General features: G+C 63.6%; 18 protein-coding genes and 1 pseudogene. 13 read left to right on the forward strand and 6 right to left on the reverse strand.

Annotated features, from left to right (window positions below):
- Nucleotides 1-4: 4 nt before the first annotated feature.
- The 3 genes from K933_RS09425 to K933_RS09435 form a co-directional block, all read right to left on the reverse strand.
- On the reverse strand, nucleotides 5-424 hold the full coding sequence (locus K933_RS09425; protein WP_023394496.1) for a hypothetical protein: 420 nt from the start codon (nucleotides 422-424) through the stop codon (nucleotides 5-7).
- A gap of 1 nt (nucleotide 425) precedes the next feature.
- Nucleotides 426-881 carry a DUF2240 family protein gene (locus K933_RS09430; RefSeq protein ID WP_023394497.1) on the reverse strand — a complete coding sequence of 152 codons (456 nt, stop codon included), beginning with the start codon at nucleotides 879-881 and terminating at the stop codon, nucleotides 426-428.
- A gap of 91 nt (nucleotides 882-972) precedes the next feature.
- Complete coding sequence (locus K933_RS09435) at nucleotides 973-2133, reverse strand: S8 family peptidase (RefSeq protein ID WP_023394498.1); 1161 nt, start codon at nucleotides 2131-2133, stop codon at nucleotides 973-975.
- A 211-nt stretch (nucleotides 2134-2344) separates the two neighbouring features.
- Between K933_RS09435 and K933_RS09440 the strand changes: the two genes are divergently transcribed.
- The 8 genes and pseudogenes from K933_RS09440 to K933_RS18710 all read left to right on the forward strand — a co-directional run bounded on the left by K933_RS09440 (nucleotide 2345) and on the right by K933_RS18710 (nucleotide 7292).
- Nucleotides 2345-3334 (forward strand): VOC family protein, encoded by a 990-nt coding sequence (locus K933_RS09440; protein ID WP_023394499.1) that lies wholly within the window; start codon nucleotides 2345-2347, stop codon nucleotides 3332-3334.
- A pseudogene (locus tag K933_RS19405) lies at nucleotides 3306-3575 on the forward strand (ACR3 family arsenite efflux transporter); the annotation flags it as partial. The gene K933_RS09440 and the pseudogene K933_RS19405, both read left to right, overlap by 29 nt.
- A gap of 5 nt (nucleotides 3576-3580) precedes the next feature.
- Nucleotides 3581-4027, forward strand: a complete 447-nt coding sequence (locus K933_RS09445) for a low molecular weight phosphatase family protein (protein ID WP_023394500.1) — start codon at nucleotides 3581-3583, stop codon at nucleotides 4025-4027.
- A 177-nt stretch (nucleotides 4028-4204) separates the two neighbouring features.
- The gene (locus K933_RS09450; RefSeq protein WP_023394501.1) at nucleotides 4205-5605 is read left to right on the forward strand and encodes a site-specific integrase; all 1401 of its coding nucleotides are present in this window, start codon (nucleotides 4205-4207) and stop codon (nucleotides 5603-5605) included.
- A gap of 286 nt (nucleotides 5606-5891) precedes the next feature.
- Nucleotides 5892-6521, forward strand: a complete 630-nt coding sequence (locus K933_RS09455) for a hypothetical protein (RefSeq protein WP_023394502.1) — start codon at nucleotides 5892-5894, stop codon at nucleotides 6519-6521.
- Between the two features lie 51 nt (nucleotides 6522-6572).
- Nucleotides 6573-6830 carry a hypothetical protein gene (locus K933_RS18360; RefSeq protein ID WP_161631415.1) on the forward strand — a complete coding sequence of 86 codons (258 nt, stop codon included), beginning with the start codon at nucleotides 6573-6575 and terminating at the stop codon, nucleotides 6828-6830.
- Between the two features lie 91 nt (nucleotides 6831-6921).
- Nucleotides 6922-7131: a hypothetical protein gene (locus K933_RS17970; RefSeq protein ID WP_152529794.1), complete on the forward strand. Its 210-nt coding sequence runs from the start codon at nucleotides 6922-6924 to the stop codon at nucleotides 7129-7131.
- Nucleotides 7131-7292 carry a hypothetical protein gene (locus K933_RS18710; protein ID WP_023394503.1) on the forward strand — a complete coding sequence of 54 codons (162 nt, stop codon included), beginning with the start codon at nucleotides 7131-7133 and terminating at the stop codon, nucleotides 7290-7292. The genes K933_RS17970 and K933_RS18710 overlap by 1 nt, the downstream gene beginning before the upstream one ends.
- 343 nt (nucleotides 7293-7635) lie before the next feature.
- Here the strand turns inward: K933_RS18710 and K933_RS18715 are convergent, their stop codons facing one another.
- Nucleotides 7636-7809 (reverse strand): hypothetical protein, encoded by a 174-nt coding sequence (locus tag K933_RS18715; RefSeq protein WP_200862312.1) that lies wholly within the window; start codon nucleotides 7807-7809, stop codon nucleotides 7636-7638.
- 237 nt (nucleotides 7810-8046) lie between these two features.
- On the opposite strand from K933_RS18715, the gene K933_RS09460 reads away from it, so the two are divergent.
- The gene (locus tag K933_RS09460; RefSeq protein WP_235063439.1) at nucleotides 8047-8529 is read left to right on the forward strand and encodes a DUF433 domain-containing protein; all 483 of its coding nucleotides are present in this window, start codon (nucleotides 8047-8049) and stop codon (nucleotides 8527-8529) included.
- 145 nt (nucleotides 8530-8674) lie between these two features.
- On the opposite strand, the gene K933_RS09465 is transcribed toward K933_RS09460, so the two are convergent.
- Nucleotides 8675-9169, reverse strand: a complete 495-nt coding sequence (locus K933_RS09465) for a hypothetical protein (protein WP_023394505.1) — start codon at nucleotides 9167-9169, stop codon at nucleotides 8675-8677.
- A gap of 696 nt (nucleotides 9170-9865) precedes the next feature.
- Entirely contained in the window at nucleotides 9866-10207 is a 342-nt protein-coding gene (locus K933_RS09470; RefSeq protein ID WP_023394506.1) for a hypothetical protein, read from the reverse strand.
- Nucleotides 10208-10590: 383 nt separating this feature from the next.
- On the opposite strand from K933_RS09470, the gene K933_RS09475 reads away from it, so the two are divergent.
- The 4 genes from K933_RS09475 to K933_RS09490 all read left to right on the forward strand — a co-directional run bounded on the left by K933_RS09475 (nucleotide 10591) and on the right by K933_RS09490 (nucleotide 15995).
- Nucleotides 10591-10998, forward strand: a complete 408-nt coding sequence (locus K933_RS09475; RefSeq protein WP_023394507.1) for a hypothetical protein — start codon at nucleotides 10591-10593, stop codon at nucleotides 10996-10998.
- Nucleotides 10995-11666 (forward strand): hypothetical protein, encoded by a 672-nt coding sequence (locus K933_RS09480; RefSeq protein ID WP_023394508.1) that lies wholly within the window; start codon nucleotides 10995-10997, stop codon nucleotides 11664-11666. Before K933_RS09475 ends, K933_RS09480 begins: the two co-directional genes overlap by 4 nt.
- Nucleotides 11667-11715: 49 nt before the next feature.
- Nucleotides 11716-12012 (forward strand): hypothetical protein, encoded by a 297-nt coding sequence (locus tag K933_RS09485; protein ID WP_023394509.1) that lies wholly within the window; start codon nucleotides 11716-11718, stop codon nucleotides 12010-12012.
- A gap of 839 nt (nucleotides 12013-12851) precedes the next feature.
- Complete coding sequence (locus K933_RS09490) at nucleotides 12852-15995, forward strand: phage/plasmid primase, P4 family (protein ID WP_049947743.1); 3144 nt, start codon at nucleotides 12852-12854, stop codon at nucleotides 15993-15995.
- The last annotated feature ends 39 nt before the right edge of the window (nucleotides 15996-16034 follow it).

The raw sequence follows: 16034 nt of genomic DNA on the forward strand, positions 1-16034 counted from the left end.
CGCGCTACTCCTCGCCGTCCCCGCCCTCGACCGCCGCCGCGAACGCCGGCAACACCCGCTTTACCTCCGCGCCGTCCTCGACGAACACCAGCGTCCGCGGCGGCCGGGTGGCCGTCGGCCGGACGCGCAGTCCCGCCTCCTCGGCGGCCCGCGCGGCCGCGTCGGGCGCGGCGACGAACTCGACGCGCGCGCGGTCGGGGTGGACGTACACCGCGGCGAGCGGGTCGTCCTCGCGCTCGCTCCCTCCGCCTCCGGACGCCTCCGCGGTGACGACCCGGTAGGCGAGCGCGCCGTCGGCCGTCGGCTCGGCGTCGGGGTCGGCGTCCGTCACCGCCAGCGGGCCGAGCGCGCCGCCGCCCGCGGCGAGTTCCGACGCGAGCAGTTGGGCGATGCGCACGCCGTCGGCCGTGCGGTCGTCGGCCACGTCACTCCTCCCCGACGAGCGACGCCCGCGCGTCCGCGGCCACGTCGTCGACGCCGACGCCGCGTTCGCGCGCGACGAGCACCGCCGCCGTCTCCAACGTCACGCCGCGGTCGCGCTGTCGCTCGTTGGCCGCCGCGACCGCCTCCTGTTTCTCCATCCCCGACGCGACGAGCGCGTCGACCGCGCGCTCGAACGTCGACTGCTCGCGCAACACCGACTCGTCGGGGACGAACCCGTCGGGCACCGCCACCTCGTAGGGGTCGAACTCCGCGACTACGGCGCCGTCGTCCGCCCGCGAGAGCAGCCCCCGCCCGGTCGCCACGTCGATGAGCCGCTTCGCCTGGTCCGGCGAGAACCACTCGCGGTCCAGCGAGAGCGCGACGACGAACTCGCCCTCGCCCATCCGGTCGGTCCCCGCCCCGCGGAACGGCGCGGCGACCGCCGCCTCCAGACTCATGGTCGACTCCCAGGGCCGACCGGGTGAAAAACGCGGCTATCCCGTCGCGGGTTCGCCCCCCCGCGGTCCGGACCCGCGAACCGTCGCCCCGTCAGTTGTCGTCTCCCGCGCTTCCGGCGCTCCCTTCGGGACGCTCGGAGCCTTCAGCGTCCCCGGAGTCGTCGGGACCGCCGGTGCCGCCCGACTCGTTCGACTCGTCCGACTCGCCGGCGACCGCCGCCTCGTAGTCGGCGAGTCCGGCGCCGTCGCGCGGTTGGTCGGGGACGTTCCGGGCCGCCGCTTCGAAGTCGCGCATCACCGTCTCCGGCGGCGTCTCGCCGCGGACGTCGAGGTACTTCGCGACCATCCCCGCCACCTCCGGCGCGGAGAAGGAGGTGCCCGAGGACTTCACCCACGGCCCCTCCAGTTGCTCGCCCATCGCGGTGCCGTCCGCCTGCGCGAGTTTGTTGTCCTTCCCGATGGCGGCGACGTCCGGGTTGTCCCGGTCGGGGTTGTACGACGAGAACTCCGCGATGGCGCCCTCCTCGGTGCAGGCGGCGATGCTGAACGCCCGTTCGGCGGTCGCGGGACTCCCCGAGCGCTCGCCCGAGTTGCCCGCCGAGACCACGCACCTGACGCCCGTCTCGACCAGCGAGTTGTGGACCTCGTTGATCGACCGCGACGTCTCCTGTGACCCCCACGACATGTTCACCACGTCGAACTCGTCGGCGTGGCCGTGGAGCCACTCGTAGGCGCGCATGATGACGTTGTCCTTGGTCTGCCCCTGTTCGCCGAAGATGCGCAGCGCCACCAGGTCCGCGCCGGGCGCGAGTTGGGTGACCTGCCCCAACACCGCCGTGCCGTGGCCGACGGCGTCGCCCTCGCCCGTCCCGGTCACGTCGACCTGTTCGACGTCGTCGTCGTCGAAGACGGGGTGGCCGGTGTCGACGCCCGAGTCCATCGCCACGACGGTGTAGCCGGCGCCGGTGTCGCCATCGTCGGGGACGTCGTGGAGTTCGCGCACGTCCTCGATGGTGGCCATTCGGTCGGGGTCCGCGCTCACGTACTCGGGTTCGATCGGGAGTTGGGCCGTGTAGTTGGGGTCGACCGACACCACCCGGTCGTGGTCCGCGAGCGACGACTCCTCGCGTTCGTCGCAGTCGATCAGCGCCGCCTCCAGGTCGTCGTCGAACTCGTACGTCTCGATCACGTTGCAGTCGCGGCCGTGGAGGAAGTCGGACGACCCGCGGAGCAGGACGATGCGTTCGCTCATGAGTCTCGGTTCTCGTTTCCTCGTCGTTGTATTAGGGTTTCCGGCGGGGCAACATACGACCGCCCGACGGCGGAGCGGCGGCGCCGCACGCGACGCGGACCAGGCCGACCCGCCGGACCCGCCGAACCTCCGGGACGGTGGCGGTCACACTCGACCCGGTAACACTCGCGTCAGCGCGGACTCAAGTCGCTCGGCCGCGTACCCCCGGGCGATGACGGACGTCACGCCCACGCCGGGCATCCACCACGTAACGTGTGTCGCGGGCGACCCCCAGCGGAACGTGGAGTTCTGGGTCGAGACGCTCGGTCTCCGCCTGGTCAAGCGGTCGATCAACCAGGACGACCCGAGCACGTACCACTTCTTCTTCGCCGACGCCGAGGGGACGCCCGGGACGAGCATGACGTTCTTCCCGTGGGAGGAGATGTCGCGGGGGAAGGTCGGGTCGGGACAGGTCTCCCGCACCGCGTTCCGCGTCCCCGAGGGGAGCCTCGACTACTGGGAGGAGCGGTTCGACGAGTACGGCGTCGACTACGACGAGCGGGTCGAACGGTTCTCCGAGACGGTGCTCCCGTTCCGCGACCCCGACGGCCTGCCGGTCGAACTGGTGGCGGTCCCGATAGCCGACGACGACCCGACCGTGCCGTGGACCGAGTTCGTCCCCGAGGAGGCGGCGATCCGCGGGTTCCACTCGGTGACGCTGTGGCTCGCTAACCCCGACGCGACGATGGACCTCCTCCGGACGATGGGGTTCGAGGAGGCGGGGACCGAGCAGTCGCCCGGCGACACGCCGGGCGACGAGCGCACCCGCTTTTCGGCCGCCGGTCCCGTCGGCCGGTACGTCGACGTGCTCCCGACCGTCGGCGCCGGCCGACAGGGCCACGGCACGGTCCACCACGTCGCGTTCCAGACGCCGACCGACGACGACCAGGCCGCGATGCGCGAGGCGGTCCGCGCGGCGGGGCTCGAACCCACCCGACAGATCGACCGCCACTGGTTCCGGTCGGTGTACTTCCGGGAGCACAACGGCGTCCTCTTCGAACTCGCGACGCGCGACCCGGGCTACGACAGCGACGAACCGCTCTCCGAGTTGGGCGGTCGGCTCGTCCTCCCCGGCGAGTTCGAGGCGCGCCGCGGCGAGATAGAGGCTGACCTGCCCGACGTGACGGTGCCGCGGGCGGAGCGGGCGGAAGCCGACGACTGAGACGACCGCGACCGGACGTACGGCGGCGTCGAACGACTTCGAGTCGGCCGTCGCCGTCGCGGTGGCGGTGTTCGGCGTCGGTTCGGGGGTCGCGGTCGCCACCGTCGTCGGCCCACTGATCGAAGTTCCGGTGCTCCTCGCGGTGGTGAACGTCGCGCTCTCCTTCCAGCGCCGGTTCGACCGGGGGAGCGAGACGACCGGTAGTATCGATACGACGGCGACCGAACCCGCGACCGACGACCACCCATGTCCAGTACACCCGACCCGGACCCGACCCGTATCGCCTTCATCTGCGTCCAGAACGCCGGCCGCTCGCAGATGTCCACCGCGTTCGCCGAACGCGAACGCGAGCGGCGCGGGCTGACCGACCGCGTCGGGATCCTGACCGGGGGGACCCACCCCGCCGACCGCGTCCACGAGGAAGTGATCGCGGCGATGGACGAAGAGGGGTTCGACCTCTCCGACCGGACGCCACGAGAGATCACGGGCGAGGAACTCCGGTCGTGCGACTACGTGGCGACGATGGGCTGTTCGACGCTCGACGTCGGCGAGGTGGGCGAGGACGTAGAGGTACGCGACTGGACGCTCGACGACCCCGACGGGGCGACCCCCGAGCGCGTACGCGAGATCCGCGACGAGACCGAACGGCGCGTGAAAGCCCTGTTCGACGAGATCGAGTCGGCCGAGCCGTAGGTCGCGGCCGGACCGGCGCGAGCCGACTCCGGGTCGACTCGCGACGGCTGGAACCCTCTCACGTTCTGCGTGTCGAACCCGTGAGGATGGCTCCCACTCGCTTCGTCCGTCGCAGAGTAGTCCCGGGCGGATAAATCACAAATTGTTAGTTAGTCCTTCGAGACGTCGTCCAGTGAAATGGGAGTCGACGACCCGCATAACCTCGACTCGCAGTTGCAGAGTCAAAAGGAAAAATTGGACTCGCTCTCCGATGAGGACGCCCGGATGCTGTGGGACTTCGCGGCTGTCGCCAGTAAGGAGATGGCCGTGTCGACGGTCATCCAGTATCTCTCGAAACTCCGTGCTATCTCGGAGAAGTCTGACGCACCAATCGAAGAACTGACCCCGCGGCAGATGGACTCCGTTCTTGACGACCTTGAGGAAGAACGCGGCTGGTCAAGCAAGGGAACGCGTCGCAACTACGAGAAGGCGCTGAGAGTCCTTTGCCGAGAACTACGAAACGCCCGTGTCGAGGAGTTTGGGCGTGACTACTCGTCAATTCTCCCGGCACGTGGTGCCATCCGTCTCTCGGACAAGGACGAAACGAAGATCACTCCCGAAGACATCCTGACACGCGAGCAGATCGAGACGCTGATACAGGATTGCTGCCGGACAGCGCGCGATCGAGCCATCGTCGCGATGCTCGCCGATACGGGGCTTCGAATCGCACAGATGCTCTCGCTGCGCGTCAAGGACGTGGATTTCAGGGAGAATTCGGGTGGCGGATTTTTCCAAGCAAACCCGGATGCGACTGGTTTGAAGGGGGATGACAAGCGGAAGCCGCTTACGTGGTCGGCAGCTCACATCGAGAGCTACCTGTTCGACGAGCATCCCCGACCGGACGATGACGAAGCACCCTTGTTCCACAAGTCGGAAGGATGGACGGATGAGGACGATGATGGCAGTATGACGCCGGCACTCGTCCGTCAACGGCTTGAGAGACTCGTTAGGGATGGTGACACCGACCTTGATCCAGAAGATGTCCACCCCCACGTTTTCCGGCATACTGCCGTCACTATTTGGGCGCGTCAGGGATTTACGGACAGGGAAATCAAGCATCGGGCCGGTTGGAGTCGGGATTCGGATATGCTTGACCGGTACGAGCACATCCAAGAAGACGAGATTAATAAGCAGGTTCTCCAGCGGTACGGGTTCGACATCGATGAGGACGGGATTGGTGAGCCTGAACTCGACCGATGTCCGCGCTGCTCGGCGGCATTGACGCCAGAAGCGAACTACTGCCCACGGTGTAGCGCACGTGTCCAGATTCCGGAGGATACCGTGATGGAACTCCTGATGGAAATTGTCACGAATACGAGTGGGCCGGCAATCGACGAGATCGGTCGCGACGGCCAATCGGCGGAAGACGCGATTCGGAGCGGTAACATCGAAGCGGAAGAAGTCCGGACGCTGCTCGATGTGCAAGCCGAAACAATCGGGTTCAGCGATTGGACGGAGTGGCACGAGCAGCGGTTACAGGAGCGGTTTGGTATCGACATCGACGAGTACCGCGGACGTGGGGGACAGCCACGACGATAACCGAAAGTATCAAGTGATGAACCATTTTGTGGGTGGATACCCATCCACAGGTATGGGAGTTGTGGAACGGTACGCGCGCGAGGTACGGAATCCGTTGATTGATACTCAAATTAGGAAGGCCAAACGCGGTGTTCACCGTGGGTCGATACAGAACGATGAGGGTAGCTTTTACCAACGAGACGATGACGAGCCTGTCCTGTCCGTGAACACAATCACGGCATCCGCCAAAGGAGAGTCAGATGATAGCGATTTACCGGCAGAGTATCGACGCGCTCGTGGTGTCATAATGCACGACGATTTGGACGGCATCCACGGCGATGATCACCACGACCTGTTCCGAGAGGAGTTTGAGGGCCACTGGCTGTCGACGTGGCGCGCGGTCGCTGAGTATGACCCAACAGTACGCCCGCCCGAGGAGGTTGATTTCGACCGTTTTGACCGCTTCGAGGAAGCGAAGCGAATCGTCACGTGGGCTGCTGTCGAGCAAGCGCGCAATGCGTCGATGCTGGCGAGTATGTGGTGGACGGACGTGGTGGATTATGACCCACTCGCCGACGAGATGCTGTTCGTCACCGATGTAAATGGAACACGGTATGGTGGCCAGATTGATCGCTTGGCCCGTATCAACGGTGGGGCCGTCCCTAAGGGGATCTACGCGGCCGACTACAAACTTGCTCACGAGATTCGATGCAGCCATTACCAACAAGTAGAGGCGTTCCGCCGTGCATTCTGGCCTGATTTAGAACCGATTGAGGGACTAATTTTGCGCGTCGACCCCATCAAGCGAGAAGTCGAGTCGGTGTCAACGCACGATGAGGAGTGGCCGGACGATGCGTGGGAAGAGTTCCAATCCGATGCACACGACGAGTACGGCGGGTTGACGAGGGTGCGACTCAGGCAATCCGTATGGCACTAGTTCCCCCATCGGCTGCCACCTTTACAACGGATCGCTGACCTTCGTCCAGATGTGGATACGCGGGAACGAGTCGTTCTAATCTATTTTCTCAGGTGCGTTGAGCCGCCATCCTTCGCTGTTGAGGGAGATCGACGCCTGCTCGCCGGCCCCATTACCAACGACCGCGACGGTCTGCCCCTCGACCGCGGTGATATAGACTCGGTGGCCTGTTCCTTCGACGGCGAGTTCGACGTGCTCGCCCTCCGTCAACTCCTCGCGGTCAACCTCTGTGATGCGTGGAACCATCGTACCAACGCCGCGGTCGAGTAGCATCGGTCAAAAAGATCCGCGTCCCCCGCAGCCACCGCTGGCAGCCGGCGAGCCGGCATTCAAGTCCGATCTCGCTCATCGATCACGATGTATGACGGCAGTGGTTGATACCTGTGGCGCGTGTGGCGAGCAGATTAGGTTCCTGACCGGAGCAGACGTTGATTTCCTTGATTGCCCAGAATGCGGCTCCGAACACTGCGTGACGCCGCTCGGTGCCTCATCGGTCGGTGAAATCCCCCCAGAAAAGGAGGAGATGTTCGACAAGTTGCGCGAATGGGACGAGGAGGTGCTGAACGACTAATGCCGGTCGTCAAGACGACGTGCCCGCGGCGCGACCGCACGGGAGAGATCACCTACACTGGCGTCGATCCTAACGGAGAGTTGCGAGAGTGTCCTGACTGCTCGGGCGAGGTTGCAGTCGACCCGCGGTGCGACGAGGTGCTGCACGTGGAGTCCGAGTAAGTGGTGTCCAATGCCCGCGACTCATCACCACGACCACTACGGGTGGAACGTCCGCGGCAAGACGTACGGTGCGGAGCAGATCCGGATCGGCTACCACAACCACGTGTACACCCTCTAATGGGACGACCGCACGAAGCACTGGGGTGTCGAACCGATGAAGAACGCGCACGTCTACCCTGCCGTGCAGTCCGACACGCCGCCAGCCGACTGGCCGCGCGAATTGACGCTCGCCGATCTTGACGGCGTGGACGTACCGCAGACCCACCGGCGCGACGCTGACCTCCCTGCCCACCTCACGAAGTACGGGGAAGAACTGTGGCTCGGTGCCGACGGCTGCTACGGCTCACTGTTCCTCTTCTCGAAACAGGTCGAACGCCTCCCGGGCGTGTTCGTGAGCCTGTTCGACCTCCTCGATGACCTCGTCGTCCACGTCTGCGTCCTCCGCGGTAGCGAGCCAACCCGCTGCACCGCTGACGAACATCGCCAACTGTGTCTTCAGACGTTCGCTTTCGTCCATAGCGGTAGCTTCGACATCACTACTGCCGGATAAATGCCGGCGTGAAGCCAAAAGGGGATGGCTCCCCCAGAACCACCGCCCGGGATTATACCGGGCACCTAACCGGCGGGTTTCGCCCCCGCCGATTACCACTGTGTCCTCCACCTCCCTAAAACCAACGCAGAATCCGCGAAAATGCCCATAGCTATCCTTGAGGCCGTCAAAGCGACTATCGGGACGGGGGAAGATAATACGCGTATGCCCGATGACCCGGATCCCGACGATACCGACTACTCGGACACGCGATGGGGGGAGATGACGGAGCGTGAAGCAGAGATCATCGACGAGCGCATCGACGAGATCGAGGACGTGGACAGACAATATGAAACCGAAGAGGTCGCCGAGGAACTCGGCATCGACCTTGACGGTGACGATGCAGCGAGAGTCGCTCGCGACCTGATGGGCGAACCGCACGTCGCCGGCCGTCGAATCCCCGTTCGCCAGTTGCGCGCGCTCGTCGAGGAGGGCGGCGAGGACGCTGAAACGGTGGCCGACCGATTCGACCTCGACATCGCCAACGTCTACCACGCCCTCGCGTACTACCACGATCATCCCCGCGAAATGCACGAGGTCGAGCGCGAACGCGAGGAGTCCCGCGAACGCGTTGAGCAGCTCGACAACGACGAGAATCTCGATGACATCGACGTGCTGATTGACGACCTCCCCAGCGACGAGGAGTGACCCCACCCCCTCAAGTTCCGATGAAAACCATCCGCCGGTGCGGGTTCCACTATCCTAGCTCACACACTCCTCGGTTCCGATGAACTGCACCACGGCAACACTCGGTCAGCGATGGCTCCGTCGATCCGCTGGACGATCTCTCGGATTATGAGTCTTCACCCGCACTGATGCGCGAATCCGTCTCGTCAACGAGGACGCGCTTGATGTTGCGGATTTCCTCGGCGACCTCTTCGAGGTCGTCGTCGTGATCCTCTACCTCGTCCTCAAGATCCACGATACGGGTCTTCACCTTACCGTAGGTCTCCCGCATTCGACCCACCTGCTTCTCCAACCGCAACATCCGCTCCTCAAGTGGGAGCGTCTCCGTGTCCTCGTCGAACTCCTCGGCGATCTCACGGCCAGCCTCCGTAGGCTCGGCCACTCGCACCGCCATCTGATGCTCAGGCGTCCGTTCGTCGTCGTGCCACGTTTCGATTAGCCCGCATCCTTCGAGATTGTTGAAGCGGTACCGGGCCTGACTGCCCGTATCGATACAGTACAGTTGCTCTTTGATCGTGCTGGTACTCACAGCCCTGTCAGCGTCAACGACGGCGTGCAGAACGGCTAGATCCTCTCGGGCAAGGTCGATGTCGTCGTCCATCACCTCTACCTTATTTGATGGTTTACCAACGCCCGTAAGTGCTCCCCGAGAACACCCCGTTTGAACTTGCGCGGCGAAACTGCCGGCTTTCCACCCCGTGAACGCCACCGGGGATTCAACGCGATGCCGGCGCGGCACACCGAGCGCCGTCAGTATATAGACCGTCTCGGCGGCGGTAGCGGAGGCTCCGCAGTGCTCCGCGTGCCGGACTCCCCCGCCTCAACCTCAGGAGTGGATCTCGAGTGCGTGTCCGCGTGGCCGGGGCAGAGGCCCGCACCGTGGGTGAGGAGGAGACCGCCTCGGCGGCGTCTCCCAGCACCCTCTCCGCTGTGAGGGCTGGATTCCCCTGACCCTCGTGAAGCGGGGTTCCCCGTGTTTCCTCAAGGAGCGGGGTTCCGGACACTACCGCGGGGACAGGGTTCCCGGCTTCGACGTCGACGCGGCTACCACCACCCTCACAGCGATCACGGTTTACCAACGCCTCGCCGAGGACTGATTCCCGGCATCGACGCGAGGCGGTCTTCATCGGAACCGAGGGGTGTGTGGGTGATGGCTCCACGCGAATCCAAGGGGTCTCCCTGCCCCGGCGACCTCGAGTTTACATTCAAGAGCCGGGGTGTGGGTCTCACTGCGCTAGCGCAGTGCAGCAATCCCATTCGGAAAAGGAAAGGAACCGCGAGAAAGGAAGACTATCAGTCAGTCGATGCGCTCAATGGACTCCAACTCGCCCAGCGACTCGTGCTCCTCGGTACCGCTGTCATCGATGTCGGCTGCGTACTCCACGTCAGGTATCGTCCACCCGTCCTCAAGACGGGTCGCCAACACGCTCACGTAGCAGAACACCGCACCGAGGTCATCAGCAGCCTCGGGCGAGATCAGGATGTGAGCGTAGACGTGACAATCACGTGGACGCTCCTCGTCGACAGTACTATCAGCGGTCTCCACGGTGCCGTCGACTTCGTAGCCGTCGGTCGTGGTCACGCGGACGTCATCATCTGCGGTCAGTCCATCGAGCTTACTGACGATGTGTGGGATCACCGTTGCACACGTACTAGGAGCGTCGGCTGCTTAACATTGTTGGAGTTTGATATGTTAGCAGAGGGTATTGACGCCCGGCAAGTTGCTTGTCAACATCACTCGCGTGTCACACTCTAAGAAGCATTACTTTTAAGTGAACAAGACCAGAGAGTATGAGTTCGGAAAACCCCATTCCCGCCTCCTATGGCCTGAAACTCCAGAAAACAAGCGATTTGGTTAAGTGTCAAATGAAAACAAAAGCCTATAAGTTTAAGTGGTCACTCCTCACTGGTACGCAGGAACTGACAGAAACCCAGAACAGGCCAAACCGGCCCACGGCCCCGCCCTGACCCACGAACAGATCGCGAAGCAGTCGAGAAACAACAACCCCAACAGCCACGCCTATGTCCATCAGCAAGAACCCCTACGACGACGACCGCTACGAAATCAACTACGCCGAAGCCACCCCCGTCGAAGCCGCCGACAAGACCCTCAAACCCGCCCGCGACGAACTCGCAAACAAGGCCATCAGCCGGATGAAATCCGGCTCCCCGGTCTTGGCGGCACGAGGAGCTGCTGTCGCCTACGAACTCAACGAACGGCTCGCAGACCCTGACCACATCTACGCGGGTGACGCCCGAACCCTGTTTGACGACGAAGGCTACGTCGACCTCGCCGACCACATCATCACCGAACACGCAGACGCAATGGAAGACAGCGCCGAACGCATCTACATCGACGACGGCGGAAAGACCATCCGCAAAACCATCGACGAACTCCGCGCCCGGGTCAACCGGGGTGATGACGAGTGAGCGGTCACAAGGTCACGCTCCGCACGCCTGATGGTGACACCACGACGCTCGCACGCTACCCCGAGCACGAGGACGCCACCAGTCACCTCTACTCCTACTGCCTCTGGGATGACAACCACGACTGGGGCGTCGCCGACGACTATCGCAGCGCGGACGCCGCTGACGGCTCCAAGCTGAGCGTCACGCCTGCCCCCATCCACCGGTATTACCAACCCGGCAACGTCGAACCGGATCCGCGGCACGGCGTCCTCGACTGGACGAGCAAGACCACCAGTCTGGATGGTGCGGAGTTCATCTCGTGCGACTCCAGCAACCCCGACGCGCTCGACAAATCCATCAGTGCCAATACGGTCGGTGTGGTCATCCGCGGACTCAACGACTACCTCGACCAGCACAAGGTGACCGAGGTCGAGGTGCCGCCGTACTACTCCCGCATCCCTGACGACCACGACGAAATCGCCTACGAGTACGACGACTCTGACGACAACATGGTCGGACTCAACGCCGGCATCATCGAAGCCGGAATCCGAGTGCTCAACGGCTCGGGTCGCTACCCCGCCAGCGAACACGTTCTCCACGACTGCCAGCCCCACCCGTCCGTCCTTGAGCGCGAAAGCCACGGCGCCGTGATGTTGGCTCCGCGCACTGCCGACCCCGCCGAAGCCTAACGTCGCAGTCCCGCCAGCCACAGCAAACACATCCCTTTCAGACACATCTATGGCCAACGTCAACGACGACACCGCGCCGCAGTACAGTGAAGGAGATCGCGTCCGCGTCAACGTCCCCGAACCCGACCCGGACGAATACGCCACCCCCGAAGAACGCGTTGAGTACCGTCTTGCCCGCTATGACCACGAACAGTTCGATGGCCGCACGGGGACGGTCGCGTACGTCATCAACTCCTTCCAGTACGAGGTGGAGTTCGACGACGGCTCCAACCCCGCCGACGAGCCTCATTTCGGCGTCAACTTCCTCGAAGGCGACTTCGAAGCCGTTGACAGGGGTGACGACTAAGCAACGCAAGTGACGTCGGTGACGAAAGCAACATCGGTGGCGTAAGAGACCCAAGTGACACAAGTGGCGAAAGCGACGCCACCCACGCCTCCTACCAACGACCCCCACCGCCGTTGCGAATTAGCGGATGCTCGTCGAGTAGGGACGTCAGTTGGCGTCAGACCCTGAGGTTCTGACACCCCGTACTCCGTGATTTTACCATCTTCGACGCCTTTTCCGTGTAGGTAGAGATTGTCCCGGTGGTGGGGTGTCAGACCCTGATCACTCCAAGGTTCTGACGGGGGATCGCGGGGCGTTTCAGAGCCTATTGGTTCAATTTTCATCTTCTTTTGGTGGGTCAACCAAGGGGGGCGTCAGAACCTTAGCGCATATTTGTACCCCCGCCTACACCTTCTGAGATCCCCCCAAGGGAGTGTGCAAAGTACGCTGCAGGCTCTGACCACTCTGACACCCCGTCGTTTTACCCTTGTGAAGCGGTTTACTGCCCGACCTCGATCTGAGGCAGGTTCTGACACCGGGTCTGACACCTGCCGGTGCTGGTAGCGAGTGCGGTGTCTGGCTGACGGAACCACCCGCGTCCAGTGAATCCAGTGCGTCCAGAGCAGCCAGTGCGTCCAGAGCAGCCAGTGAGTCCAGTGTAGCCACTACTCGGGATGAAAAAGTGGAGAATTGGACTCTGACCAGTCAATTATTAGGTTCTGACAGGTAAAACAGTTTCTCACACTACCCGCGTCCGGTGTAGCCAGTGCGTCCGGGGCGTCCAGTGTATCCTAAGCGTCCAATGCGTCCGGGCCGTCTTCTGTTTCGTATTTATACCTAGTGTATCAAAGATGTGGTAGATGGACTCTGACCGATCCATCACCCCGCGCGAAGTGATTGAAGCCCGTCTTGACGAGTCTGATGTCCGAACCGACAACCGGTACGTCTCCGTTGCAGACGGCGAGAAGGTCTGCTACGGCGATCACACCGACACCGACAACCGGTACGACAGCCCTCCCGCTGGCAACTTCGGCGTCTACCTGACTGCCGCCGACCAACTCGTCGTCCTCGACGTGGACGACTACGATGGTGACGACCTCCCGTTCGACCTCCCCGACACGCTCATCGAGGAGAGTCCGCACGGTGGCGAACACCTCTACTATCACGTCCCCGTGGACGCGGACGGTCGGATGCCGGCCGCCGTGTTCGACGATGAGATCGGCGCGAAGAACCCAGTTCCGTCTTGGGGCGAAGTCCAAGTCAGCAACAAGTACGTCGTCGCCGCGGGCAGCACGCTCGACGACTGCGGCAAGGAGTGGCACGACTGCACTCAGCCGGACGAAGGCGACTACACCGTTGCCGAAGACCGCGAGATCGCGACGGTCTCTGCCGAACGGCTCGTCGAAGTGCTGCTATCCGACTCGGAGATTGAGGAGCCGACCCCCGACCTGAAGCCGGGGACGCGTGAGCACGAGAACGACGACGTCTACCTCGACGTCCACGACGTGCTGTTCAGCGCGGAGTACCCCGAAGAGGAACGGACGGCTCACCCCGTCCACGGCTCCAGCACTGGCACGAACTTCCAAGTCGACGACGGCGCTGAGACTTGGCGTTGCTGGCGGCACGGCTGCACCGGTAACGCCCTCCACCTGATCGGGATGCAGCACGACATCATCGAGTGCGGCGAGTGGGATAACGGCGGTCTCGACACGGAGACGTGGCGCGAGATCTTCGCCGCCGCCCGCGAAGACGGGTACGACATCGGCGACCCGCACTCTCACGACGAACCTGAGGAGCCGGACTACGACGGCGTGGATGACGAGGCCGACCTGATCGACCTCGCCCGTGACCGCGTGCAGGACGTCTTCGCGCGAATGAACCCACCCGAAGACGAGGACGTCGAATCGCTCGGGAAGAAACCGGCCATTCACGAGTTCGCGGTCATCATCGACACCTACTGGCACTGGCTCTACCCGGACGCGGCCAGCGCAGAGTGGCAGAACACGCTCTACATCTACGACGTAGACCGAGGCATCTACACCACGAACGGCGAGACCGCCGCGGAGGAGATCACCGAGAAGCTCCTCGGTGACTTCGCCGACAACCACGTAGTCTCAGAGATCGTCGCCAAGCTCAAGCGTCGTAACCGTGCCGCAGCACGGGAGATTGACGCACAGAAGCCGCCGGCGCACGAACTCGTCGTTGAGAACGGCATCCTTAACCTGAAGACCGGCGAACTCCGCGACTACACCCCGGAGGAGTACCACACAACCCGTGTGGATGTGGCGTACGACCCCGACGCCCAGACCGACCGCATCGACAAGTTCTTCCGCGAGGTCGTGGACGACGGGCACGTCTCGACGCTCTACCGCCTTGCCGCGCATATACTCCTCAAGGAGTATCCGTCGCGCAAGGCAGCACTCCTCGTCGGTGAGGGCGCGAACGGGAAGGGCACCGTCCTTGACCTGTTTGAGGAGTTCGTCGGGAGTGAGAATACGGTCGCCCGCGGCATCCAGAGCCTCACCGACTACCGCTTCGCGGCGCAGGATCTGCACGGGAAGCTCGCCAACCTCGAAGGCGACCTCTCGCCGAACGAGCTGAACGACAGTCGGATGATCAAGAAGCTCACCGGTGACGACCAGATCAATGCGGACGTCAAGCAGGCCAACGAGACGGTGAACTTCCAGAACCACGCGACGCTGATGTTCGCGGTGAACACCGTGCCGCAGTCCCCCGAGGACTCTCACGGTTGGTGGAGCCGGTGGATGTACATTCCGTTCCCGAACCGGTTCGACGGCGATGATGCGAAGCCCAAGAGCGAGCTGATGGACGAACTGACGACCGAGGAAGAACTGCAGGGGCTTCTCGCCCGCACCGTCGAAGAGATTCAGCGGTACGACGAGACGGGCGAGTTCTTCCCCGAGAGTAAGACCCCGGAGGAAGTCCGTGAGCAGATGAAGAACGCGGCGAACCCCGTCCGCGACTTCGCGACGACCGCGTTCAATGAGGTGGAAGAACCGGACGGAGCCTACGGTCGAGTGCGGAAAGACCACGTCGTGGATGCGTACTCCCGGTACGCCGACGAACACGACCTCCCGAACCTGAACCCGCAGAAGCTCAAGGACGACGTCAAGAAACTCGACGACTTCACCATCGAAGCCGGTCAGTCTCGCGCTCTCAGCGATGATGACCGCGTCCAGTGCTTCGTCGGCATCGAGTGGACTGCCCGGGGCGCACAGCTCGCGGCCATCGAGCAGCCGGACGACGATCAGGGCGTACTGGACGGCGACTGGAAGCAGGACGTGCCGCTCGCCGACGTGCGTGAGTACGTTGAGACCCACCCCGAGGCGGACGTGTACGAGGTGATGCGCGAGTTCGGGTTCGGCGGTGACGCGTTCGATGCGGTCGAGCACCTCGTCGAGGGCGTCGACACCGACTCCGACGACGGGGGTGACGACGACCCGGATGCGGGGGGTGTGAACACTAACGACACCGAGGACGACGACAGTGACGAAAGCAGCGCAAGTGACGATGGTGGCGACACCGACGGAAGTACCCCCGACCGCCGGTACACGGCGGCGCAGAAGGAGCAGGCCGTCGAGGCGATGGCCGAGGACACCGACGAGGACGCCGATGAGATCGCCGAAACGCTCCTGATACGCGAGGAAGACGAAGACGAGGTGACCGAGATCGTCGCAGGCGTCCGTGGCGATGAGGACGACACCGAGGATCCCGCGCCGCCAGCACCGCCGGAGTCGGACGCACCACCCGTGACCGATGTGCCGACGCGGGGTGAGGACGAGGACGGCATCGAGTACGACACCGAGGAGATCGGCGACCCGGGCGATGTGGTGGCCGCCCACGGCGAGGTTGACGCTGGTGTCGAGGATGTCGACGTCATCGTCATACCCCGCGACGAGTTCGGAATCGCCGTGGAGGCCGCATATGCACGCGACGTTGAGTTCGTGACTCCTGATGGTGATTCTATCGGTGATGCGGAATGACGGTGAAACTGCATTGCCGATCTTGCGGGAACTTACAAG

This window comes from Candidatus Halobonum tyrrellensis G22, from assembly GCF_000495475.1.
In the GTDB taxonomy this organism is placed as follows: Archaea; Halobacteriota; Halobacteria; order Halobacteriales; family Haloferacaceae; genus Halobonum; species Halobonum tyrrellense.

What these genes read in the sequence shown, in the direction of transcription:
- K933_RS09430 (WP_023394497.1), bottom strand. Translation starts at nt 881, where the DNA reads ATGAGTCTGGAGGCGGCGGTCGCCGCGCCGTTCCGCGGGGCGGGGACC.
- K933_RS09435 (WP_023394498.1), bottom strand. Translation starts at nt 2,133, where the DNA reads ATGAGCGAACGCATCGTCCTGCTCCGCGGGTCGTCCGACTTCCTCCAC.
- K933_RS09440 (WP_023394499.1), top strand. Translation starts at nt 2,345, where the DNA reads ATGACGGACGTCACGCCCACGCCGGGCATCCACCACGTAACGTGTGTC.
- K933_RS09445 (WP_023394500.1), top strand. Translation starts at nt 3,581, where the DNA reads ATGTCCAGTACACCCGACCCGGACCCGACCCGTATCGCCTTCATCTGC.
- K933_RS09450 (WP_023394501.1), top strand. Translation starts at nt 4,205, where the DNA reads ATGGGAGTCGACGACCCGCATAACCTCGACTCGCAGTTGCAGAGTCAA.
- K933_RS09455 (WP_023394502.1), top strand. Translation starts at nt 5,892, where the DNA reads ATGCACGACGATTTGGACGGCATCCACGGCGATGATCACCACGACCTG.
- K933_RS17970 (WP_152529794.1), top strand. Translation starts at nt 6,922, where the DNA reads ATGACGGCAGTGGTTGATACCTGTGGCGCGTGTGGCGAGCAGATTAGG.
- K933_RS18710 (WP_023394503.1), top strand. Translation starts at nt 7,131, where the DNA reads ATGCCGGTCGTCAAGACGACGTGCCCGCGGCGCGACCGCACGGGAGAG.
- K933_RS18715 (WP_200862312.1), bottom strand. Translation starts at nt 7,809, where the DNA reads ATGGACGAAAGCGAACGTCTGAAGACACAGTTGGCGATGTTCGTCAGC.
- K933_RS09460 (WP_235063439.1), top strand. Translation starts at nt 8,047, where the DNA reads ATGCCCGATGACCCGGATCCCGACGATACCGACTACTCGGACACGCGA.
- K933_RS09465 (WP_023394505.1), bottom strand. Translation starts at nt 9,169, where the DNA reads ATGGACGACGACATCGACCTTGCCCGAGAGGATCTAGCCGTTCTGCAC.
- K933_RS09475 (WP_023394507.1), top strand. Translation starts at nt 10,591, where the DNA reads ATGTCCATCAGCAAGAACCCCTACGACGACGACCGCTACGAAATCAAC.
- K933_RS09485 (WP_023394509.1), top strand. Translation starts at nt 11,716, where the DNA reads ATGGCCAACGTCAACGACGACACCGCGCCGCAGTACAGTGAAGGAGAT.
- K933_RS09490 (WP_049947743.1), top strand. Translation starts at nt 12,852, where the DNA reads ATGGACTCTGACCGATCCATCACCCCGCGCGAAGTGATTGAAGCCCGT.